17 protein-coding genes are annotated in these 22,333 nt (G+C 65.6%); 12 read left to right on the top strand and 5 right to left on the bottom strand.

Annotation, left to right across the window (positions count from 1 at the left end):
• Positions 1-55: 55 nt before the first annotated feature.
• From ASE50_RS15625 to ASE50_RS15615, 3 genes are all read right to left on the bottom strand, one after another.
• A complete protein-coding gene (locus tag ASE50_RS15625; protein ID WP_056402936.1) occupies positions 56-1,381 on the bottom strand; it encodes a Gfo/Idh/MocA family protein in 1,326 nt (441 codons plus the stop codon).
• 88 nt (positions 1,382-1,469) lie between these two features.
• Positions 1,470-2,006, bottom strand: coding sequence for a GAF domain-containing protein (locus tag ASE50_RS15620; RefSeq protein WP_082439065.1), 537 nt, complete (start codon positions 2,004-2,006; stop codon positions 1,470-1,472).
• 277 nt (positions 2,007-2,283) lie between these two features.
• Complete coding sequence (locus tag ASE50_RS15615; protein WP_056402617.1) at positions 2,284-2,556, bottom strand: hypothetical protein; 273 nt, start codon at positions 2,554-2,556, stop codon at positions 2,284-2,286.
• A 262-nt stretch (positions 2,557-2,818) separates the two neighbouring features.
• Here ASE50_RS15615 and ASE50_RS15610 point away from each other — a divergent pair, with 262 nt between their 5' ends.
• Positions 2,819-4,171 carry a methyl-accepting chemotaxis protein gene (locus ASE50_RS15610; RefSeq protein ID WP_235512392.1) on the top strand — a complete coding sequence of 451 codons (1,353 nt, stop codon included), beginning with the start codon at positions 2,819-2,821 and terminating at the stop codon, positions 4,169-4,171.
• Between the two features lie 90 nt (positions 4,172-4,261).
• Here ASE50_RS15610 and ASE50_RS15605 read toward each other — a convergent pair whose 3' ends face one another.
• On the bottom strand, positions 4,262-5,242 hold the full coding sequence (locus tag ASE50_RS15605; RefSeq protein ID WP_235512391.1) for an alpha/beta hydrolase: 981 nt from the start codon (positions 5,240-5,242) through the stop codon (positions 4,262-4,264).
• A 203-nt stretch (positions 5,243-5,445) separates the two neighbouring features.
• On the opposite strand from ASE50_RS15605, the gene ASE50_RS15600 reads away from it, so the two are divergent.
• From ASE50_RS15600 to ASE50_RS15585, 4 genes are all read left to right on the top strand, one after another.
• Positions 5,446-6,297 (top strand): type 1 glutamine amidotransferase, encoded by an 852-nt coding sequence (locus ASE50_RS15600; RefSeq protein ID WP_056402611.1) that lies wholly within the window; start codon positions 5,446-5,448, stop codon positions 6,295-6,297.
• A gap of 221 nt (positions 6,298-6,518) precedes the next feature.
• Positions 6,519-7,817, top strand: a complete 1,299-nt coding sequence (locus ASE50_RS15595) for an MFS transporter (RefSeq protein ID WP_414882320.1) — start codon at positions 6,519-6,521, stop codon at positions 7,815-7,817.
• Positions 7,814-9,919: an alpha-galactosidase gene (locus ASE50_RS15590; RefSeq protein WP_056402930.1), complete on the top strand. Its 2,106-nt coding sequence runs from the start codon at positions 7,814-7,816 to the stop codon at positions 9,917-9,919. Before ASE50_RS15595 ends, ASE50_RS15590 begins: the two co-directional genes overlap by 4 nt.
• A 29-nt stretch (positions 9,920-9,948) precedes the next feature.
• A complete protein-coding gene (locus ASE50_RS15585) occupies positions 9,949-11,094 on the top strand; it encodes a glycoside hydrolase family 68 protein (protein WP_235512390.1) in 1,146 nt (381 codons plus the stop codon).
• Between the two features lie 516 nt (positions 11,095-11,610).
• Here the strand turns inward: ASE50_RS15585 and ASE50_RS15580 are convergent.
• Positions 11,611-14,688, bottom strand: a complete 3,078-nt coding sequence (locus ASE50_RS15580) for a TonB-dependent receptor (RefSeq protein ID WP_268794945.1) — start codon at positions 14,686-14,688, stop codon at positions 11,611-11,613.
• Positions 14,689-15,040: 352 nt separating this feature from the next.
• Here ASE50_RS15580 and ASE50_RS15575 point away from each other — a divergent pair, with 352 nt between their 5' ends.
• The 7 genes from ASE50_RS15575 (at position 15,041) to mmsB (ending at position 22,283) form a co-directional block, all read left to right on the top strand.
• Positions 15,041-16,570, top strand: coding sequence for a CoA-acylating methylmalonate-semialdehyde dehydrogenase (locus ASE50_RS15575; protein WP_056402603.1), 1,530 nt, complete (start codon positions 15,041-15,043; stop codon positions 16,568-16,570).
• A 255-nt stretch (positions 16,571-16,825) separates the two neighbouring features.
• The gene (locus ASE50_RS15570; RefSeq protein WP_082439062.1) at positions 16,826-17,758 is read left to right on the top strand and encodes a polysaccharide deacetylase family protein; all 933 of its coding nucleotides are present in this window, start codon (positions 16,826-16,828) and stop codon (positions 17,756-17,758) included.
• Positions 17,755-18,150 (top strand): RidA family protein, encoded by a 396-nt coding sequence (locus ASE50_RS15565; protein WP_056402600.1) that lies wholly within the window; start codon positions 17,755-17,757, stop codon positions 18,148-18,150. Before ASE50_RS15570 ends, ASE50_RS15565 begins: the two co-directional genes overlap by 4 nt.
• Entirely contained in the window at positions 18,147-19,286 is a 1,140-nt protein-coding gene (locus ASE50_RS15560; protein ID WP_056402597.1) for an acyl-CoA dehydrogenase family protein, read from the top strand. Before ASE50_RS15565 ends, ASE50_RS15560 begins: the two co-directional genes overlap by 4 nt.
• A gap of 145 nt (positions 19,287-19,431) precedes the next feature.
• Complete coding sequence (locus ASE50_RS15555) at positions 19,432-20,472, top strand: enoyl-CoA hydratase/isomerase family protein (protein WP_056402923.1); 1,041 nt, start codon at positions 19,432-19,434, stop codon at positions 20,470-20,472.
• 147 nt (positions 20,473-20,619) lie between these two features.
• Entirely contained in the window at positions 20,620-21,396 is a 777-nt protein-coding gene (locus tag ASE50_RS15550; RefSeq protein WP_056402595.1) for an enoyl-CoA hydratase, read from the top strand.
• Between the two features lie 11 nt (positions 21,397-21,407).
• Positions 21,408-22,283, top strand: a complete 876-nt coding sequence (mmsB, locus tag ASE50_RS15545; RefSeq protein ID WP_056402592.1) for a 3-hydroxyisobutyrate dehydrogenase — start codon at positions 21,408-21,410, stop codon at positions 22,281-22,283.
• Positions 22,284-22,333: the final 50 nt, after the last annotated feature.

Here is a 22,333-nt window from a genome sequence, read left to right as displayed (position 1 = left end):
GATGTCGTACCGCAGCGTCGCCTGCCGGAAAAGCCTGCCCTGCCACGATGATCGCTCACACCGGCAGTCGATAGGGTGCGCGGTAGCGCGGGGTGATCAGCGCATTGGCGTCGGCGTCGCCCGTGAATTGACCCGTCGCCGCGTCCCAATGGACCTTCCGGCCCGTCCGCCAGCCGATATTGCCCATCTGGCATACGATCGCGGTGTTGGCGGCGGATTCGATCGGGCAGGCGGGGGTTCGCGTGCGATCCTTGACGCAAGCGACGAAGTCGGCGGTATGGCGGTCGATGCCGTTGTCGGTCGATCGGGTGACCGGTACCTCGCGCGTCAGCGGCTTGCCGTCGCTGACCTCCGGAAATACCTGCCACTGGCTGCGATCCACGACCAGCGTGCCCGTTTCTCCGACGAATGCGACGCCATGATCGCGCCCGCCATAGGGGCCGTGGCTGATGCCGACCGCATGTTCCCATTCGACCGAATAGTCGCCGAAATCGAAGATGGCGGTCTGTGTGTCGGGCGTCTCCATCGCCGAGTCCGGATAGCCATAGGCACCGCCCAGCGCGCTGACCGATTTCGGCACCGACGCCTTCATGCCCAGCAATGCGATATCCATCAGATGGACGCCCCAATCGGTCATCAGCCCGCCGGCATAATCCCAATACCAGCGCCAGCTGAAATGAAAGCGATTGGGGTTGAATGCCCGCGCCGGTGCCGGCCCCAGCCAGCGGTCGTAATCGACGCCTGCCGGTGTGGCCTGATCGGGCTGCGGCGCGACCCGCTTCATCCAGCCCATATAGGCCCATGCCTTCACCTTGCGCACCCGGCCGATGCCGCCGCCCTGGACCAGCGCGATGGCGTCGGCCCAATGCTGGTTGCTGCGCTGCCATTGACCGACCTGTACCACGCGGTTGTGGCGCTGTTTGGCGGCGACCATCGCCCGGCACTCGGCGATCGAATTGCCCAGCGGCTTCTCGCAATAGGCATCCTTGCCGGCCGACATCGCATCGGTCAGTTGCAGCGCGTGCCAGTGATCGGGGGTGGCGATGATGACCGCATCGACCGAGCGGTCGTCGAGCATCCGGCGATAATCGTCGTACAGCCGTGGTGCCCGGCCCGTTGCCTTTTTCAACTCCGCGCCGCGTTCGGCCAAAACCCGCGCGTCGACGTCGCACAAGGCGACCGGCACGACGTCCGACCCCTTCAGCATCGCGTTCAGATTGGACCAGCCCATCCCCTTGCAACCGATCAGTCCGACCTGCAGCTTGTCGTTCGCCGAGATGCGGCGCCGCTGGGCAAAGACTTCGCCGTTCGGCAGGACACTTGCGGTCGAGGCGACGATGCCGCCGGCCAACAGGGTGCGGCGGTCGAAGCGCGCGGTCATTTCCATCTCTCCCAACTTATTATGGTCGGGATCGTAGCCGGAAACGATCGCGTCGCAAGGATACAAAGCGCGCGTCAGGCAGGGTGCTTCACGAACGCAGCAGCCGCTCGATTTCGTGCGCACGGATCAGCAACATGGTCGGGTCGAACGCCTCGGTGCGCGGCGTCCGGTCGGCGATGCACAGCGCCCCCAGCGCAAAACCGTTGCGATCGAGCACGGGAACGCCGGCATAGAAGCGCACGAATGGCTGTCCGGTCACGGTACGGAACTGGGCAAAGCGCGGATCGCGTGTCGCATCGGGGACGATCAGTGGTTCGTCGGGGCGCTGGACGGTGACCGCGCAGAACGAATCTTCCAGTGGAACTTCGTGGATATCGGTGCCGACGCCGCCCAGCAGGATCTGACACCGACCGGTCACGATCGATAGTCCGGCAATCGTTGCCTTATACTCGGCCGCGGTGAAGCCGACGATCGTCGCCAGTTCAGGGTCACGTACCCGCTTCATCACGCCGCTGCGATCGATGGCAAGGTCGCGCATGGCCCGATCGCCGTCGCGATACAACCGGTTCATGCCGGCCTGCGGCCAGTCCCGGATAACGTCCTGCGCAGTAGGAAGATATGCCATTCGCTGCCTCCGCCCGATACTGTCCGCGGTACGTTGCCGGACCAGACCGGCGTCCCTGGTTGATGCTTAAAATAGGTGAACACTGGTTAACGAAACGTAAATTCGGGCCGACTGGTATCGATTGCGGCAAGACAGCTGCAAGTAAAATGCGAATTTATCGATCGAAATTCCAGTTACGATCAGCAGAATATGCTGCAAAATCCGATTTTTCGTATACCAGTTCAGTATCGGCAAGTATCGGGAGGCCGTGATGCGACTGGGTTCCCGCGCGATTCGTTCACAGCAGGTCGGCTTCCCCGATCGTCACCCGTGCCATGGCCTGACCACGCGCCAGCGCTTTCCCGGCAGCGACGGACAGCAGGTCCAGATGCCCCCGTGCGACCGCCAAGGGATCGTCGATCGCCGGCCGGCCGGCCAGCGCTTCGAGTGCGCTGTATCGGACGGCGAACGGCTGCGGTTCGCCGTCCACGTCCCCGGCAAACTCGACCTGATATTCCGCAGGATTGTCGGTGAACGTCGTCGCGTCGATCGTCAGTCCCGTGTCGTTCATCGATCTGCTCCTGATTGCAGCACGCTGTCGGTCGGCGATAAGCGCGGGGAGCGTGCATCGTGTTCCGGCGAACGGTCGCAGCCGACATCGTCCGCAACGTACAGACATCAAAAACATTCGGTTGTATAAATGATGCGATATCAGAAGCTTCGAAAGAAACCGCAGGAAAGCGCGGTTTTTCGAGGGTGTCGGATTAATTCTTCGTTGGTGAATGGAGCACAGGACGGCGGCCATCACCCATAAGCATTTTCAGGAGGATCCCGTGATCCACTGGTTCAAGTCCGACGCACCCATCCGGGTGAAGTTCGTGGCGCTCGCTATTCTGAATGCGGCGCTGGCATCGCTGCCGCTGGCAACGGCGCTGCTATGGCCGCCGGCGACCGATCCCGCCACGCCGTTCATCGCCGCGGCGGTGGCGAGCGTCGTTGCCATCGTGCTGGTGACGCTGATTGCGCGCAAGCTGATCTGCGACCCCTATGTCACGACGGTCGTGCGTATGGAGGCGCTGGCGGCAGGCGAATTTACGGCACCGATCAACTTTTCGGCGTATCGCGATTGCGTCGGGCGCATGGCGCGGGCGATGGCGACGTTCCGCGACAATGGCGTCCGGCTGGCGGCAGCATCGGCGGCGCAGCAACAGATGGTCACGGCGCTCGGTGCCGGGCTGGACCGGCTGGCCGGCAACGACCTGAGCCATCGCATCGACACCGCATTTCCGGACGACGCCGATCAGTTGCGGCGCGACTATAACCGGGCGATGGCCGCCGTTGCCGATGCGTTGCAGGCGGTTGCCGACGCCAGCGACAGCATCAACGAAGGCGCGCTCGACATCAGCCGCGCCTCCGACGCGCTGTCGCAACGGACCGAACAGCAGGCGGCCAGCCTCGAGCAAACCGCGGCAGCGATGGAGCAGATCACCAGCACCGTCCGCCAGACGGCAAGCGGCGCGGCACGCGCCAAGGCGGTCGTCAGTCAGGCGCGCGACGAGGCGAACCAGTCGGGCACGGTGGTCGATCGCGCGGTCCACGCCATGGGATCGATCGAACGCGCGTCGATCGAGATCAGCGATATCATCAGCGTGATCGACGGCATCGCGTTTCAGACGAACCTGCTGGCGTTGAACGCCGGGGTCGAAGCGGCACGCGCGGGCGATGCGGGCAAGGGCTTTGCGGTCGTCGCCAGCGAAGTCCGCGCACTGGCGCAGCGGTCCGCCGACGCCGCGCACGATGTGAAGACCCGCATCACCGCGTCGAGCGAGCAGGTCAGCACCGGCGTCGCGCTGGTCAACGAAACCGGCGACGCGTTGCGGCGGATCGTGGAGCGGATCGGTGAGGTCAGCACGCTGGTCCACGGGATCGCCGAATCGTCCGAACATCAGGCGATCGGCCTGCAGCAGGTCAATACCGCCGTTTCCGAAATGGACGGCGTGACCCAGCGCAATGCGGCGATGGTCGAACAGGCGACCGCCTCCGCACGGACGCTTGCCAACCATGCCGACCAGCTTGCCGGTCAGGTCGGGCGCTTCAACCTGCCGCGATCCACCGGTCGGTCGGACGCCGGCCATGGCGGCGGGACGTTGGTCCATGGCGATTTCCGGAGCAGTCGCGCAGCCTGATTGACATCCGCCGCCTGCGCCCGCCGGACCCGGTTGCTGCCGGATCGCGATGACCGACAAGCGACGCAGGAACGCGGGCAAGCCGGCAGATCAACCCGCCGGACGGGACGTTTCGGCAAGGCTGCGTTGCAGCCACCGGTCGAACATCTCGACCCAATGGCCGGCGGGCAGGTTGGCGGGACCGACGCCGAAGCCGTGCCCGCCTTCGGCGAGGAAGTGCGCTTCGACCGGGCGACCGGCGCGGCGCAGCGCGGCCATCATCAACAGGCTGTTGTCGGGCACGACCGCGCCATCGTCCATCGCATGCAGCAGGAACGTGGGCGGCGTCGTCGCCGTCACATGCCCGGCCGGGGATCGCCGCGCGATCGCCGCCGGATCGGGGTTCTTGCCCAGCAGCTGCGCGGCGGACTGGGCATGGGTGAAGGGCGCGGTGGCGGCGATCACCGGATAGATCAGCGCGGCGGCATCGGGCCGTGCGTCGATCCGGTCGATGGCGTCGCGCGGTGCATGAACGGCTTGCGCGAAGTCGGTCTCCAGTGTCGCGGCCAGATGCCCGCCCGCCGAAAAGCCGAGGACCGCGATCTTGTGCGGGTCCAGCCCGTCCTTCGTCGCGGCGGCACGGACCATGCGCAGCCCGCGCTGCGCATCCTGCAACGGCACGTCGGCACGATCGGCCCAGCCCTCGCCCGGCAGGCGATAGGTCAGGACATAGACGGTATAGCCGAGCGCGGTCAGCCGCCCGGCGATGTCGACGCCTTCGTTGCCGATCGACAGAAACGTATAGGCACCGCCCGGAATGACCAGCACCGATGCGCCGTTCGGCCGGGCAGGGGTGAAGCGGCGCAGCCCCGGTTGGTCGATATTGCGCAGGAAGGTCGCGGGATCGTTCGCCGGCACCGCGACCGCTTTGAACCCGCCGCCCGGCGGCGCACCGGTCCACAACGGGACAAACGGGGCCGATGTCCATGCGGTGGGCGGGGCGGGGCGCGGTGTCTGTGCCGACCCGGCGGTGGAGAGCATCGCCAGCGCGAGCAATGATGCGGCACGTAGCGAAAACGAACGAACGGTCATGGTGGTCATCCTGTAGAAATCGCATGCGCCTGTGCGATCGGTGCCGAAAGCACCGCGACTTTGGCGGCAGCGGAGCGCTTCGCCAAGCCGGTTTCGGATGCGGCCGCAGCCCGCCGGCAGGTCCGACCGATCGGTCCGTGCGAATGCGGCGATTGCATCGGCCGTGCGTTCGACCGGCTTGCTCCCCAATCGAAGGATGGCCTTTGCTGCAATATCTTGTCGCGCAAAGTGAATTGCCCGAAGAACGCGAGGCGCGTCGTGAACGGGCAGGGAAAAGTGCGGGGGAAAGCTATGCCGCGACCCTCCGGCAGATTGCCCCGGCCGCGGACATCACCCTGATCGCGCCTGCCGATGCCGATACGCCGATTGTTTCAGCGGAGATGGTGCGGCGGTTCGACGGAGTTTTTCTGACCGGATCGCCGATGCACGTGTATGACGAGACGCCGGAAGTCGCGCGGCAATTGGCGTTCATGCGCGCGGTGTTCGCATCGGGCGTACCGTCCTTCGGTTCCTGCGCAGGACTGCAGATCGCGGTCGCGGCGGCAGGCGGTCGGGTGCGAAAAATGCCACGGCGGATGGAAGCCGGCATCGCACGTGCGATCGTGGCGACCGACGCGGGGCGCGGGCATCCGCTGTTGGCCGGGCGACCGGCCGCGTGGGACGCCGCGGCGATCCATGGCGATGAGGTCGAGGCGTTGCCGCAGGATGCCGTCCTGTTGGCGGGTAACGACATGACCCGCGTTCAGGCCGCCGAGATCCGCCATGCCGGCGGGGTGTTCTGGGGCGTGCAATATCATCCCGAATTGTCGCTTGAGGAGCTCGCGGTCGCGTTGCGGGCGCAGGCCGATGATCTGGTCGAGGGCGGATTGGCGGAGAATAAGGCCGATGTCGCGGATCGTGCCGATTTGCTCGACCGGCTGCACGGTGAACCCGATCACGGGCCGACGCGGTGGAAACTGGGGGTCGGGGACGAGTTGGCCGTCGAGGCGAACCGCAGGCGCGAGATCGTCAATTTCCTCGGTCTTTTGAAGAAGCCGCGGGAGACGGCGGGATGAGGTGCTTCTTCGACGATCGTCAGCTTGCCCATGCGGGCATCGAAGGTGACGAAGGTGCCACGTAACGACCGTTGCCGGCAGTACCGCAATCGATTGTTGTCACGATCGACAAAGCTGGTATAACGGGCGGCAAGGCTCGCAAAGACGGGCGTCTGTCTTGAGGATGTCCGATGCGCCTGCCAGCTTCCAAGCCCCATTTGTCGCTTCCCCGCATATTGGAAATGAATCTCGGTTTCCTCGGCCTGCAATTCTCGTTCGGGTTGCAGCAGGGGAATATGGCCCCGATCTACAGCTATCTGGGCGCATCGGAGGCGACGATTCCGATGCTGCAACTGGCCGGGCCGATGACCGGCCTGCTGGTGCAACCGCTGATCGGCGCGCTGAGCGACCGGACCGACAGCCGCTGGGGCCGGCGCACCCCCTATTTCCTGCTGGGTGCAGTGCTGTGCGCGCTGGGGCTGTTCTTCATGCCGCTCAGTTCATCGCTGCTGATGGCGGTGTCGCTGTTGTGGATTCTCGATGCCGGCAACAACATCACGATGGAGCCGTATCGCGCCTATGTCAGCGATCGGCTGAACGAAAACCAGCACCAGATCGGGTTCCTGACGCAGAGCGCCTTTACCGGCGCGGCGCAGATGCTGGCGTTCCTGACCCCGTCGCTGCTGGTGTGGGCGGGGATGAACCAGGACTGGGTCGATACGCACAACATCCCCTATACCGCGCGGATCGCGTTCATGGTCGGGGCGGTGCTGAGCTTTTCGACGATCCTGTGGTCGATCCGGCGCGTGCCCGAATTGCCGCTGTCGGCGCAGGAACGCGCCCGCATCGCCGCCGAGCCCAAGGGGCTGGGCGCGATGTTCAGGGAGATCGGGTCGGCGATCCGCGACATGCCGCAGGCGATGCGCAAGCTGGCGTTGATGAGCCTGTTCCAATGGTATGCGATGGCGGCCTATTGGGCGTACGTCATCTATTCGATCGGGCGGTCGGTCTATGGCACCGCCGAGGCGACGTCGTCGGGTTTCCATTCGGCGGTGCTGACCAATGGCGAGATGGCGGCATTCTATAACGGGGTCGCGTTCCTCGCCGCGTTCGCGATGGTGCCGCTGGCCAAGCGACTGGGCGCGGCGAGCCTGCACGCGATCTGCCTCGTGCTGGCCGGGATCGGGATGCTGTGGCTGCCGCATGTCACCGAAAAGTGGATGCTGTTCCTGCCCGCGATCGGCATCGGCATCGGTTGGGCCAGCATCATGGGCAATCCCTATGTCATCCTCGCCGGATCGATCCCGCCCGAGCGGACCGGGGTCTATATGGGCATATTCAACATGATGATCGTGATCCCGATGCTGATCTTTTCGGGGACGATGTGGCTGTTCTACGATCGGCTGCTGGGCGGCGATCCGCGCAACGTGCTGACGCTATGCGGGGTGCTGATGTTCGCCGCCGCCGCCGCAGTGTGGACGGTGCGCGAACGCAACAGCGCCGGGTTGCCGGTCGGCGCGACGCCGGATGCGGCGGCGTGACCATCGCGCTGCATGGTCAGGTGTCGAGCCTGATCCTCGAAGCGCAGGACGGTGCCGCGCCGCTGTGGCGATGGTGGGGGCCGCGCGTCGATGCTGCCATGCTGCTGCCGCTCGCCGATATGCGGCCGCAGGCGTCGTTCTCGCTCGACCGCGATCAGCCGCTGACGCTGGTGCCGACCTATGGCACCGGTTGGTTCGGGCCGGCGGCGCTGCGGGCGCATCGCGGCGGGCGGGCGTTTGCGCAGTGGTTCGACGATGTTGCCATTGATGCGGCTGCCGACGGTGTCACCGTCACGCTGACCGACCGGACCGCGCGGGTAACTGCGGTGCAGCGGATCGCGATGGCAGGCGATATGCTGACCCTGTCGGCGAGTGTCACCAACGACGGCGACGATGTGCTGGATATCGAATGGCTGGCGGCGGGGACGCTGCCGCTGCCCGGTGACAGTGCGACGATCCGCAGCTTTACCGGGCGTCACAATGCCGAGTTCGTTTGCCATGACGAAGCGATGCCGGCGCATGGCTGGGTCCGCGAGAACCGGCGCGGGCTGACCGGCCATGCCGGGCCGCCGGGGCTGTTCGTGGTCGGACCGGAGGCGGGCTGGCACCATGGCCGGGTCCATGCCGCGCAACTGGCATGGTCGGGCAACCACCGGCTGTCGGTCGAGCGCGACGATGACGGGTTCTGGGTGTTGCAGATGGGCGAGGCGCTGGCCCCCGGCGAAATCCGGTTGGCCCCCGGCGAAACCTATGCGTCGCCCGAGATGCTGGCGACCTGTTCGAGCGCGGGGCTGAACGGCGCGGTGCAGGCCTTCCATGCCGCCGTCCGTGCGCGCGCACCATGGGCCGGGGCGATGCGCCCGCGCCCGGTGCATGTGAACAGCTGGGAAGGTTTCTATTTCGACCATGACGAGGCGGCGCTGATGGCGCTGGCCGATCGGTCGGCGGGGCTGGGCGTCGAGCGGTTCGTGCTGGACGATGGCTGGTTCAAGGGGCGGGGCGACGATACCGCCGCGCTGGGCGACTGGGTCGCCGATCCGGTCAAATATCCGCGTGGCCTCAAACCGCTGGCCGAGCATGTCGTTTCGCTCGGCATGGAGTTCGGGCTGTGGGTCGAACCCGAAATGGTCAATCCCGAAAGCGATCTGGCGCGCGCGCATCCCGACTGGGCATTGCAGCTGGACGGCGTGCCGATGCCGACGTCGCGCCACCAGCTGGTGCTCGACCTGGGGCGGGCCGAGGTTCGCACGTATCTGTTCGATGCGATCGATGCGCTGCTGCGCGATCTGCCGATCGCTTATTTGAAATGGGATCATAATCGCGATCTGGCCCCGGCAGGCGATGCGCGCGGGCGGGCGGGCTATCACCGCCAGGTCGTCGGTGCCTATGCGCTGATCGATCGGCTGCGTGGCGCGCATCCGGCGGTCGAGATCGAGGCGTGCGCCGGTGGCGGCGGGCGCAGCGATGCCGGCATCGCCACGCGGACGCACCGGATGTGGACCAGCGATTGCATCGACGCGGTCAGCCGGGTCGCGATGCAGCGCGGCTTCCTGCATTTCCTGCCGCCCGAGATGATGGGGTCGCATGTCGGGGCCAGCCCGGCGCATTCGACCGGGCGCAGCCAGGGCATGGCGTTCCGCGCCGCCGTGGCGCTGCCCGGCCATTTCGGCGTCGAGCTGGACCCGGCGGCGATCGCGCCCGCCGATGCGGTGACGCTGGCGGCGGCGATCGAGCGGTATAAGGGGCTGCGCGACCGGTTGCACCATGGCCGGCTGTGGATGGGCGAGGGCGGCGACGGGCTGGTGTGGCAGATGCATGGCGAGCCGGGTGATCTGTTGCTGAGCGTCAGCCAGGTGCAGCCGATGACGGTGCGCCATCCATTGCCGCTGCCCGTGCCGCCATTGGCCGGGGCTGGGCGGGTGCGGGTGCGTCTGCTCGACCTTACCACCGTCACCGGCCACCCCTTGCCCGATGCGCCGGTCTTTGCCGCGATGCGCGCTGAGGGCGTCGTGCTGGATGGCGAATGGCTGGCCCATGCCGGCCTGCCGATCCCGGCGATGAAGGCGCAGAGCGTCGCGCTGTTCGCCATCACCGCCGCCTGAACCTTCGTTTCTTGTCGAGAGCCGCCCTTATGACCATGCCCGCCCGCCGTTCCGCCCCCGACCAGCCGCTGCCGACGCATTGGAGCATCGATGCCGCGCGGCTGGCCGCCGATCAGCCGGAACTGGCATTGCCGGTGTTCCAGTTGTCCGATCTGGCCCCGGTGGTGCCGGGGCATGACGTGTGGGACATGTGGCAGATCGCCACTGCCGATGGGCGGACGGCGTTTGTCGATGACCGTAGCTGGTGGTTTTTCCTCATCACGCCGCAATTCGCCGATCCCGACGACCGGCATGATGCGGCGCGCATCCGGCTGACCAGCCATGGCGCCGATGGCTGGCGCGATCATGGCGATGCGTTTCCCGACGGGTTCACGCCGGGCAGCCGCGAATGGTCGGGATCGGCGGTGCTGGCCGAGGATGGCGTGACGCTGACCCTGTATTTCACCGCATCGGGGCGGCGGGGGCAGGCGCGGACGTTCGAACAGCGATTGTTCGAAAGCGTCGGGCGCTTTGCCGATGGCCGGGTCGGCGACTGGTCGACGCCGGTGGAATCGATCGCCGCCGATGGTGCGACCTATCTGCGCGCCGATCAGGCAGACGCGGTCGATGGCCGGATCAAGGGCTTTCGCGATCCGGGCTATTTCCGCGATCCCGCCGATGGCGCGGAATATCTGTTGTTCGTCGGATCGGCCGGATGGGTCGACGACGTTCAGGACGGGGTGATCGGCGTGGCGAAGCGCGACACGCCCGATCAGGCGTGGCGACTGGCGGCACCGTTGCTGGAGTCGATCGGGGTCAATAGCGAGCTGGAACGGCCGCATATCGTGGTGGTCGAGGGGCGCTATTATCTGTTCTGGTCGACGCAGGCGAAGCGGTTCGTCGACGGCACCGGTGCGCCGACCGGGCTGTACGGTGCGGTGGCAGACAGCATGGCCGGGCCGTGGGTGCCGCTCAACGGATCGGGGCTGGTCGCGGGCAATCCGCTGGCCGAGCCGTATCAGGCCTATTGCTGGTGGGTGACCGGTGAACTGGACGTCATCAGCTTTGCCGATTCGGTGGGGCTGAATGGGACGGAGCCGAGCGATGGCGCGACGCGGCGCAGGCATTTCGGGGGGACGGCGGCACCGTGGTTCCGGCTGGTGCTCGACGGGGACAAGGCGCGCTGGGTGAGGTGAGCGGATGGGGTTCGGGCTGTTACCGCCCCGGAAGCCGGGCTGGTCGAAAAGGTTGTTGCCGTTCAGCCCCGGTTCGATGCGGTCGACCGGGCGTACCGTCGGGAAGCCGTTGACAAAGGTCGAGTCCCTGATCGTGTAGAGGTTGAAGTCGTCCGACGGGTCGTCGAACAGGAATTCGGGCAGGCCGGCGGTTGCCGACCAGTGCCGGGATGACGCTGCTCACGATCTTCGAATAGGTCGCATCGGCGGCAGAGTGGATCCAGCGAGTTGCCGATCGCGGATGGTCTACGCTGTGCTCTCCGTTGGTCCGCATTTGCCGCGGTTCGGAACGGTGTCGGGAGCGGCGGACGGTACTGCGGTCGAATGCGATTTGCGTGCGGGGTGAAGTTCGTGGCGGCATGTAGGTTCGCCACGCGCTGCTCGGGCAACGAGTGCGCCTTGATCAGATACCGGCCTGCAATGGAAAGGGGACGGGTGCGTGACCACACTCGTCCCCCATCGTTCACTTCCAAAATATCAGAACGTCACGCCCGCCTGCAAACGGACCGACCGCGCACTCTGATACTGCGTGACATCGCGGTACAGCGGAGAAGCGTTTCCGTCGCCGTCGGTGCCGAACTCGTTGAAGTTCAGCTTGGCGCGCAGGTTCAGCACGTTGAAGATCGACGCGCGCAGATAGGCCTGTCCGCGACCGACGTCCTTGATCAGCTGGATGTCCAGATCATTCTGAACCAGCCAGTCCGACTTGAACACCGAACCGCGCTGGATCAATGCGACCGGACGGGTCACGTTCCGGTCGGTGTTGATCGAACCGTCCGGATTGACCTGGCAATAGGCACCCGATGCGCCGTAATCGCCGGCAAAGCTGTCGATGGCCGCCGGGACCCGGCCAATACAGCCGAAGCTGCGCGGCGACGTGACGGTGGTGTTGAACCCGATGGTCAGGAACGGCAATGCACGATAGCTGCCGAACAGCTTGATCACATGGTCACGATTGTTCGGCGAAGGCCCGTACAACCCGTTGGTCAGGCCCGGCTGGTCGAAATCCTGCGTCAGGCCGGTATCGGACTGACCGTTGTCGGACTTCACGCCACCTTCATAGTTACCGATCGTGCGGCCATAGACGTAGGACCCCTCGAGGCTCCAGATGCCGTCAAAGTCGCGCCGTGCTTCCAGCGTGACGGATTTATGCGTGCGGAGGGCGCGCGGATAACCAAGCTGTGCCGCGGTGAAATCGACCGTCCGCGATGTGCTTTCGCCGTTGATCGGGTCCGACAGGGTGATCCGTGCCGGCTGGCCCGGGTTCGCCAGAACATATTGATGGAAGCCGTTCCAAACGTCGCCGCAACCCGAGACCTTTTGCGCCGTGCAATAGTTGCGCACCGCCGCGTCGATCGCGATGTCCTCAAGAACCTCGTTCAGCTTGGTCTGGGTATAGAACGTCCGGAACCGCCACGAACCAAGCCGCTTTTCGTAGCCGATCTGATATTCGTCGACCGACTGCGGCTTCAATCCTTGCGCGACCTGGGTGCCGGCGTCGCGTGGCTGACCATCGGAAAAGATCGTGCAGGAACGCGTACCGGTATCCGGGCAGTTCGCCAGCGTGCTGACGACGAGCGGCGCACCGGCGATCGGTACGTTGTTTGCGCCCAGTCCGTTGAACTGCGTATACCGATCGAAATACAATTCGCCGCCGGTGAGGCGGATATTGGTGTTCGATGCGACGGGAATGTACAACCGGCTGAAGCTGCCGAAGATCTTGTCGGTCTGTTCGCCGATCGGATCGACGATGAAACCGAGACGCGGTCCCCACTGATTGCCCGATTTGTAGAAGGTCGTACCGGCCGAGTTGTCGTTGCTGAACCGATCGTTGCGGATACCGGGATTGATGACCACCCGCCCTTCGGCGAGCATCCAGCTGTCTTGGATATAATATGCTTCGTTCTTCGAGTTGAAGCCGCCCACGACATTGTACGTGCGGGTCCGAAGATAGTCGGTCCCGGTCGCCTGCTGCCGCGGATCGTTGTTGAGCGCGCGAATGATGCGGTAGCTGACGCCGCCACCATCGCCGATCGAGCTCTGGTAGGAGAAGAGCTCCTCGCGATCATAGCCGAAGCGGATGTGATGCGATCCGAACAGGTCGAAACGGACCGATGCGTCGGCGCGATACTGCTTGCGAACGTCCTCCGACTGGTTGACCGAGCCGCCGGGCAGGGTCAGGCCGACGGCCCCGGCGGGGTTGCGGGCATCGGTAACCGGCGGCAGCGACAGCCCGGACGTGTTGAACGACTGGAAGAAGCCGAGGTTTTCGTTGCGACCATATTGTGCCGAGAGCGTCAGCCAGTCTGCGAACACGCCGGTGTAGCGACCGGTATAATTCTCGCCGCCAAAGCGCTGGATGTTGCTGCCCGAAAACGGGCCGTCGATATTGCGGATATAGTCGTACCGGTTTGCGGGCCGCTGGGTGTTGCCGAAGGTCTGCGAACGGCTCGTGCCTTTCGTATTCCAATAGGTCACGTCAACGCGGTGGCCATCGGTGATGATCGCGTCGAGGCGACCGCCGTAGAACGGGCTGCGATCGGTCGTGAAGGTCCGCGACGTGCCGAGATAGGTGTCGGTATCGTCGAAATACTGACGGCCGGCGGACGTGCTGGTCACGTTGCGCGCCTGATACAGGCCGTAGAAGAACAGGCGATCGGGAATGATCGGGCCGCCGAGTTCGGCGATCATGTCGGAGCGCTCGAACTTGCTGTTACGGTTGACCGACCCACGGGTTTCCGGGGTGATCGAGCGAAGGTCGTTCGGTTCCCAATTGAACCGCACGGCACCGTGGAGTTCGTTCGAACCCGATTTCGTGGTGGCGTTGGTGAAGCCGCCGGTCGTACGACCGAATTCTGCCGCATAACCGCCGGTCTTGACCTCGATCGTCTGATAGAAATCGAACGGAATCGCGACCGGAGACAGGTAATTGCGGAAGTTCGTGATGTTCAGGCCGTTGACGAAATACGCGTTTTCCGAGACCGCGCCGCCGGCGATCGACGTCAGGCCGCCGAATGCGCCCGATCCGGCGTTGGCACCCGGTGCCAGCCGGATGACCGATTGAAGGTCGCGCCCGATCGGCACGCGCTGGGCAAGGTCTGCGACATCAATGACGAGACCGGTCGTAGTCCGGTCGAAATCGGCGCTCGCAACGCGGCGACCACTGACGAGAATGTCCGTATCGCCGGTGTCGGCTGCAGAGACCAGCACGAAACGGTTGGTCGCGGCACCGATCGCCAATTGTATCCGCTTTTCGGTGTATGACGTGTATCCGGCAGCTTCGACCGTGAAAGAGTAGGTTCCCGGCTGTAGTTCGGGAATGCTGAACGTACCGTCGCGGTTAGTCCGCGTTTCGCGCGTAAACCCTTGGCTGTTTGACGTAACGATAATGTTCGCGTCGGCAATCGGCTTACCGGAATCGTCGACAACCGTACCGCTGGCTTCGACGTTACTGAAGCCCTGCGCAGATGCGGAATTTGTTAGAACGACGGTTGCTACGCAACCGACAAGTCCGAAAGCAACAGACAGCAGAAAGGGTTTGCGGCGTCGCCGCATGGTAGCAGTTAGCATTGTCGTTTCCCCGTTTTTGATTGAAAGACGGTCCCCCCGAATTCCGCCACTGTCCGTATTATCCAGATATAACACTTGGATATACGGCTTCGTATACCGTATTGGGACTTTTTACGGGGGGTGTTGTCAATCAGCCAAACGTCACGCGCTATGTTTCATTTCGATAATGTTGCAAAAATGTAACTAATGAATGGCGAATGAACCGATCTTGCGCCGGGTTGGCTTTCTCCAGCTCGCAATTTGCCGCTGACACGCGCTTCCGGTCATGCCAAAAGCAATAAAATTACACGCGGGTGAGTCGGCGACAGACCGGCCTTCGCGATCGGCAGGAGAGTGTATGCGGGTCATCGATCATGTGATCGCGGGCGGTTCAAGCAATGCGGACGGCGCGACCGGTGCCGTGTTCGATCCCAATCGTGGCGAGGTGCAGGCGCATGTCCGGCTGGGCACCGCCGCCGATATCGATCGCGCCGTCGCCGCCGCGCAGGCGGCGCAGCCCGGCTGGGCCGCGACCAATCCGCAAAAGCGCGCCCGCGTGCTGTTCGCGTTCAAGCAACTGGTCGAAGCGAACATGGACGCGCTCGCCGAACTGTTGTCGAGCGAACATGGCAAGGTCATTGCCGATGCCAAGGGCGATATCCAGCGCGGGCTGGACGTCATCGAATTCGCGTGCGGCGTGCCGCATCTGCTGAAGGGCGATTATACGCAGGGGGCGGGCCCCGGCATCGACGTCTATTCGATGCGGTTGCCCGTCGGCATCGGCGCGGGCATCACCCCGTTCAACTTTCCGGCGATGATTCCGATGTGGATGTTCGGGGTCGCCATCGCCTGCGGCAACGCGTTCATCCTGAAACCCAGCGAACGCGATCCGTCGGTCCCGGTGCGGCTGGCCGAACTGATGCTGGAGGCCGGCGCGCCGGAAGGCATCCTGCAGGTCGTGCACGGCGACAAGACGGTGGTCGACGCGATCCTCGACCATCCCGCGATCGGCGCGGTCAGCTTCGTCGGGTCGAGCGACATCGCCCATTATGTCTATCGGCGCGGCGTGGCGGCGGGCAAGCGCGTGCAGGCGATGGGCGGGGCCAAGAATCACGGCATCGTCATGCCCGATGCCGATCTGGATCAGGTGGTTGCCGATCTGGCCGGCGCGGCGTTCGGTTCGGCGGGCGAGCGGTGCATGGCGCTGCCGGTTGTCGTGCCGGTCGGCGAGAAGACCGCCGTGGCGCTGCGCGAGAAACTGATCCCCGCGATCGATGCGCTGCGGGTCGGGGTATCGACCGACGCGGACGCCCATTACGGCCCGGTGGTCAACGCGCAGCACAAGGCGCGGGTCGAAGGCTGGATCGCCAAGGGGGTCGAGGAAGGCGCCGAGCTGGTCGTCGATGGCCGCGGGTTCCGGTTGCAGGGGCATGAACGCGGCTTCTTCATAGGGCCGACGCTGTTCGATCATGTAACGCCGGCGATGGAATCCTATCGCGAGGAAATCTTTGGCCCGGTCCTGCAAATCGTCCGTGCGAACGACTTCGAAAGCGCCGTCCGCCTGCCGAGCGAGCATCAGTACGGCAATGGCGTCGCGATCTTCACGCGCAACGGCCATGCCGCGCGCGAGTTCGCCGCAAGGGTGAATGTCGGCATGGTCGGCATCAACGTGCCGATCCCGGTGCCGGTGGCCTATCACAGCTTCGGCGGGTGGAAGCGCAGCGCGTTCGGCGACGTGAACCAGCATGGCGAGGAGGGTGTGCGCTTCTGGACGAAGGTCAAGACGATCACCCAGCGCTGGCCCGACGGATCGGTGGCGGGCACGCAGGCCGAGGATGGCGCGGCGGCGCGGACGCAGGATGCGTTCGTCATTCCGACGATGGGGTGAGGCGCAGTATGCCGAGCCGATGCGATCCTCGTTCAGTCGGACAAAAACTCGCGGTACCCCCGCGCAGGCGGGGGGCCAGAGCCAGGCAGAACAACGGCTTGCGCCTGGAACGCTGGACCCCCGCCTTCGCGGGGGTACGGGAGGGGGCAGGAACCGCTACTTTCGCAGAGGTCTCAATCCGGTCCGGGGTGACGATGTGGAGGGACGTGATAGTTGATGCTCGATAGCCGGCATGTGCCAAGAGGAATTGCCGTGATGATGCGACGCCTGATGGCGGCGATCCTGATGTTGCTGGCGATGGCCTCGCCCGCCGTCGCGCAGAAACGGATCGCGCTGACCTTCGACGATGCGCCACGTGCGCGGGGGCCGTTCCTGACGCCCGACGAGCGTACCGCGCGGATCATCGCCGGGTTGCGCAAGGCGGGGGTGCGACAGGCGGCGTTCTTCGTCGTGCCGGGCAATCTGGCTGCGCCCGATGGGGCAGGGGGCGAGCAGCGGGTCGCGGCCTATGTCGCGGCGGGGCATGTCATCGCCAACCACAGCTTCAGCCATCCGGGGCTGAAGGCGATGACCGCCGATGCCTATCTGGCCGATATCGATCGCGCCGGTGCGTGGTTGCAGGGGCGCAAGGGATTGCGGCCATGGTATCGCTACCCGTTCCTCGACGAAGGCGGCACCGACAAGGCGAAGCGGGATGCGGTGCGGGCGGGGCTTGCCGCGCGGGGCCTGTCGAACGGCTATGTCACCGTCGACGGGTCCGACTGGAACATCGAAAACCTTGCCGGCGCGGCGCGCAAGGCGGGAAAGCCGATCGACATGGACGCCCTGCGCGACCTGTATGTCGAGACGCATGTCGAGTCCGCCGAGTTCGCCGATCGTCTGGGCCGGCAGGCGCTGGGACGGCAGCCGGTGCAGGTGATGCTGCTGCACGAAACCGACCTTGCCGCCTATTGGATCGCCGATCTGGTCGCCGGATTGCGCAAGAAGGGCTGGACGATCGCCAAAGCCGATGTCGCCTATCGCGATCCGATCGCGAAGCTGCGTCCCGATACGCCGTCGGCGCAGGGGAATCTGCTGGAGGCGATCGCGTTGGAAAAGGGTGTACCGGCACCGCGCTGGTACGAACGCAATACCCTGTCGATCGCCGACCCGCTGTTCCGGGCGCGGGTGTTGCACGAGCGGCCATGATGACGCGCCGGCATACCGCCTCGACGTCGCCCTATGAAGCGACGATCGGCTTTGCGCGGGCGGTGCGGGTGGGCACACGCATTCTCGTGTCGGGCACCGCGCCGGTCGAGCCGGACGGCAGCAGCACGCCGGGCGACGCAGCGGCGCAGGCCGAGCGGTCTTTCGCGATCATCGAAGATGCGATCGGGCAATTGGGCGGGCGGATCGAGGATGTCGTCCGCACACGCATGTTCCTGACCGATCCGTCCGACGCGGGCGCGGTGGGCGGGGTACATGGACGGATTTTCGGCAGCGTGCGGCCCGCCGCGACGATGCTGGTGGTGGCCGCGCTGCTCCGCCCCGAATGGCGGGTGGAGATCGAGGCCGAAGCGATAGTGGAGAGTGACGCGTGAACCCTTTTGACCTGACCGACGACCAGCGTGACATTCAGGAACTGGCGCGCCGGTTCACGGCGGATGCGATCACCCCGCATGCCGCCGAATGGGACGAGCAGCACATCTTTCCACGCGATACGATCAAGCAGGCGGCCGACCTCGGCTTCGCCGCGATCTATGTGTCGGAGGAATCGGGGGGCATCGGGCTGGGCCGGATGGAATCGGCGCTGATCATGGAGGCGATGGCCTATGGCTGTCCGTCCACCAGCGCGTTCATCTCGATCCACAACATGGCGGCGTGGATGCTCGACGCGTTCGGATCGGCGGAGCTGAAGGCGCGCTTCCTCCCCGACCTCGTCACCATGGACCGACTGGCCAGCTATTGCCTGACCGAACCGTCCTCGGGATCGGACGCAGCGGCGCTGAAGACCCGGGCGGTGCGCGACGGCGACGATTATATCGTCACCGGCACCAAGCAGTTCATCTCCGGCGCGGGCGACAACGACGTCTATCTGGTCATGGTCCGGACCGGTGGCGAGGGGCCGAAGGGCATTTCGTGCCTGCTGGTCGAGAAGGACATGCCCGGCGTCTCGTTCGGCGCGAACGAACGCAAGCTGGGCTGGCATTCGCAGCCGACGCGGGCGGTCATTCTGGATCAGGTGCGGGTGCCCGCCGCCAATCTGGTCGGGGTCGAGGGGCAGGGTTTTTCGATCGCGATGCAGGGGCTGGACGGCGGGCGGCTCAATATCGGGGCGTGTTCGCTGGGCGGGGCGCAACGCTGTCTCGACGAAGCCATCGCCTATACCAAGGCGCGGCAGCAGTTCGGCAAGCCCATCGCCGACTTTCAGAACACGCAGTTCACGCTGGCCGACATGGCGACCGAGCTGGAGGCGGCGCGCGCGCTGCTCTACACCGCCGCTGCCAAGGTGACCGCGAATGCACCCGACAAGACGCGCTTCGCCGCGATGGCGAAACGCTTTGCCACCGATACGGGATCGAAGGTGGTCGATCAGGCGCTGCAACTGCATGGCGGCTATGGCTATCTGATGGACTATCCGATCGAACGCTTCTGGCGCGATCTGCGCGTGCATTCGATCCTTGAGGGCACGAATCAGGTGATGCGGATGATTATCGGGCGGGAGCTGGTGAAGTGATGGCGCGACCAAATCCTCCCCGGCACGGGGAGGGGGACCATGCGCAGCATGGTGGAGGGGGGTATCCCCGACCGCAGCCGATGTGGAGAAGGACACACCCCTCCACCACCGCTTCGCGGCGGTCCCCCTCCCCGTGCCGGGGAGGATTGGTTTGATCCTCACCGCTGTCGACGGCCATCTCGGCCGCATCCGGTTGAACCGGCCCAAGGCGCTGCACGCGCTGAACCACGCCATGTGCGAGGCGATGCTCGCCGCATTGGAACACTGGCGCGACGATCCGACGGTCCACGCCATCCTGATCGACCATGCCGAGGGGCGTGGTTTCTGTGCCGGCGGTGACATCCGCATGATCGCCGACAGCAGCGCGAGCGACGGTGCCGCCGCCCGCGCCTTCTTCGCGGTCGAATATCGGCTCAACCACCGGCTGTTCACCTATGCCAAGCCGACCGTCGCGGTGATGGACGGGGTGACGATGGGTGGTGGCGTCGGCATTTCGCAGCCGTGCAAGGTCCGCATCGCGACCGAGCATACGCGTTTCGCCATGCCGGAAACCGCGATCGGCCTGTTCCCCGATGTCGGCGGCGGCTGGTATCTGTCGCGCCTGCCCGGACGGATCGGCCAGTATCTGGCGCTGACCGGGGCGCGGCTGGACGGGAGCGAGATGCTGGCGCTGGGGCTGGCGACGCATCTGGTGCCGGCGGCGGCGCTCGACACGATCAAGGCGGCGATCGCGGCCGATCCGCTGGCGATCGAGGCGATCCTGTCCGATCACGCCGTCCTGCCCGGCGAAGCGGCGATCCTGACGCAGCGCGAGGCGATCGACCGCCTGTTCGCCAGCGACGATTTCGAGGAGATACTGGCTGCGCTGGAGGCCGACGGCTCCGACTGGGCACAGGCGCAACTGGCGACGCTGCGCCAGCGGTCGCCGCTGTCGTGCAAGGTGTCGCTGAAGCTGCTGCTCGACGGGGCGACCATGCCGACCTTCGAGGACGAGATGCGGCAGGAATATGCGGTCGTCACCCGGATCGTCCGGCGGCCGGACATCGTCGAGGGCGTCCGTGCGGTGATCGTCGACAAGGATCATGGGCCGAAATGGAACCCGGCGACGCCCGAAGCGGTCAGCGACCATATGATCGACCGCATCTTCGCGCCGCTGGGCCCGGCCGACGAATGGCAGCCGCAATGATGCTCGTGCGTCATTCCCAGCATATCCCTTCGTCATTCCGGCGGAGGCCGGAATCCATTGTTTCGGGCGTGCGCGGCTCTATCGCCGACGCCCCGTGTTCATGGATTCCGGCCTCCGCCGGAATGACGTATCGTTGGAGGAACCCCGATGTCCGACTATGAAACCATCATCGTCGAGCGCCGCGACGCGGTGACGCTGGTCACGCTCAACCGGCCACAGGCGCTGAACGCGCTCAATGCGCAGATCCTGTCCGAACTGCTCGACGCGATGCGCGCGTTCGACGCGGACCCGAGCCAAGGCTGCGCGGTCATCACCGGATCGGCCAAGGCGTTCGCCGCCGGGGCGGATATCAAGGAGATGCAGGAAATGGACTTCGCCGCCATGTATGGCGGCGACCATTTCAGCGGCTGGGACGCGTTCACCCGCACCCGCAAGCCGATCATCGCTGCCGTCGCCGGCTTCGCGCTGGGCGGCGGGTGCGAGCTGGCGATGATGTGCGACTTCATCCTCGCCGCCGATACCGCGAAGTTCGGCCAGCCCGAGATCAAGCTGGCCGTCACGCCGGGGATGGGCGGGTCGCAGCGGCTCGCGCGCGCGGTGGGCAAGGCCAAGGCGATGGAGATGTGCCTGACCGGCCGGATGATCGGCGCGGAGGAAGCGGAGCGTTGCGGTCTGGTCGCGCGGATCGTGCCCGCCGACGATCTGGTCGAGGACGCGGTAAAGACCGCACAGGCCATCGCCGCCATGGCGCCGCTGGCGGTCAAGGCGAACAAGGAAATGGTCAACGCCGCGTTCGACACGACACTGACGCAGGGGGTGCAGTTCGAACGTCGCCTGTTCCACGGGCTGTTCGGGACGGCCGACCAGAAGGAAGGCATGACCGCCTTTGTCGAGAAGCGTCCCGGCAACTGGACGGGGCGGTAGGAGAAACCAGCATGGCACGGATCGGATTCATCGGCCTCGGCAATATGGGCGGCGGCATGGCGGCCAATCTGGCGAAGGCGGGGCATGACGTCCGTGCGTTCGACCTGTCCGCCGATGCGCTGGCCCGGGCGAAGGCGGCCGGTTGCCTGCCGGTCGGCGATGCGGTCGAGGCGGCGACCGGTGCGCAGGCGGTGGTGACGATGCTGCCGGCGGGGACGCATGTCGCGCACATCTATGCCGACGCGCTGTTCGATGCGGTCGATACCGGCGCGGTGCTGATCGATTGTTCGACGATCGACGTCGATACCGCCCGTCAGGTTGCCGAGGCGGCCCGCGCGAAGGGCTTGCAGGCGGTCGACGCGCCGGTATCGGGCGGCATCGCCGCCGCGAATGCGGGCGCGCTGACCTTCATGGTCGGCGGCAGTCCGGCGGCGTTCGCCAAGGCTGCGCCGTTCCTAGAAGATATGGGCAAGGCGGTGATCCATGCCGGCGCGAACGGCGCGGGGCAGGCGGCGAAGATGTGCAACAACATGCTGCTCGGCGCATCGATGATCGCGACGTGCGAAGCGTTTGCGCTGGCCGGGAAGCTGGGGCTGGATGCGCAGACCTTCTACAACATTTCCTCGGTCAGTTCGGGCCAGTGCTGGTCGATGACCAGCTATTGCCCGGTGGCGGGCGTCGGTCCCGAAACGCCCGCCGACCGGGGATTTCAGGGCGGGTTCGCCGCCGCGCTGATGCTGAAGGACCTGCGCCTCGCCATGCAGGCAGCGGCAGGGGCGGGGGCCGACACGCCGATGGGCGCGCGCGCCGCCGAACTCTACGCCCGCTTCGTCGAGGACGGCCATGCTGCGACCGATTTCTCCGGCATCATCCAGATGCTGCGGTAGCGGCGGCTTGACGGGCGCGCGCCGATCCGCTTGGAACGCAGCCTCCTCCA

Origin of the sequence: Sphingomonas sp. Leaf5, from assembly GCF_001421155.1 — a bacterium.
GTDB lineage: Bacteria > Pseudomonadota > Alphaproteobacteria > Sphingomonadales > Sphingomonadaceae > Sphingomonas.
This window is presented reverse-complemented; position numbering and strand designations above follow the sequence as displayed.

Bases quoted from the DNA above. Each gene is read 5' to 3' on its own strand.
- ASE50_RS15605 (WP_235512391.1), bottom strand. From the start codon at position 5,242: ATGACCGTTCGTTCGTTTTCGCTACGTGCCGCATCATTGCTCGCGCTG.
- ASE50_RS15625 (WP_056402936.1), bottom strand. From the start codon at position 1,381: ATGACCGCGCGCTTCGACCGCCGCACCCTGTTGGCCGGCGGCATCGTC.
- ASE50_RS15595 (WP_414882320.1), top strand. From the start codon at position 6,519: ATGAATCTCGGTTTCCTCGGCCTGCAATTCTCGTTCGGGTTGCAGCAG.
- ASE50_RS15615 (WP_056402617.1), bottom strand. From the start codon at position 2,556: ATGAACGACACGGGACTGACGATCGACGCGACGACGTTCACCGACAAT.
- ASE50_RS15620 (WP_082439065.1), bottom strand. From the start codon at position 2,006: ATGGCATATCTTCCTACTGCGCAGGACGTTATCCGGGACTGGCCGCAG.
- ASE50_RS15575 (WP_056402603.1), top strand. From the start codon at position 15,041: ATGCGGGTCATCGATCATGTGATCGCGGGCGGTTCAAGCAATGCGGAC.
- ASE50_RS15570 (WP_082439062.1), top strand. From the start codon at position 16,826: ATGATGCGACGCCTGATGGCGGCGATCCTGATGTTGCTGGCGATGGCC.
- ASE50_RS15550 (WP_056402595.1), top strand. From the start codon at position 20,620: ATGTCCGACTATGAAACCATCATCGTCGAGCGCCGCGACGCGGTGACG.
- ASE50_RS15580 (WP_268794945.1), bottom strand. From the start codon at position 14,688: ATGCGGCGACGCCGCAAACCCTTTCTGCTGTCTGTTGCTTTCGGACTT.
- ASE50_RS15585 (WP_235512390.1), top strand. From the start codon at position 9,949: ATGACCATGCCCGCCCGCCGTTCCGCCCCCGACCAGCCGCTGCCGACG.
- ASE50_RS15565 (WP_056402600.1), top strand. From the start codon at position 17,755: ATGATGACGCGCCGGCATACCGCCTCGACGTCGCCCTATGAAGCGACG.
- mmsB (WP_056402592.1), top strand. From the start codon at position 21,408: ATGGCACGGATCGGATTCATCGGCCTCGGCAATATGGGCGGCGGCATG.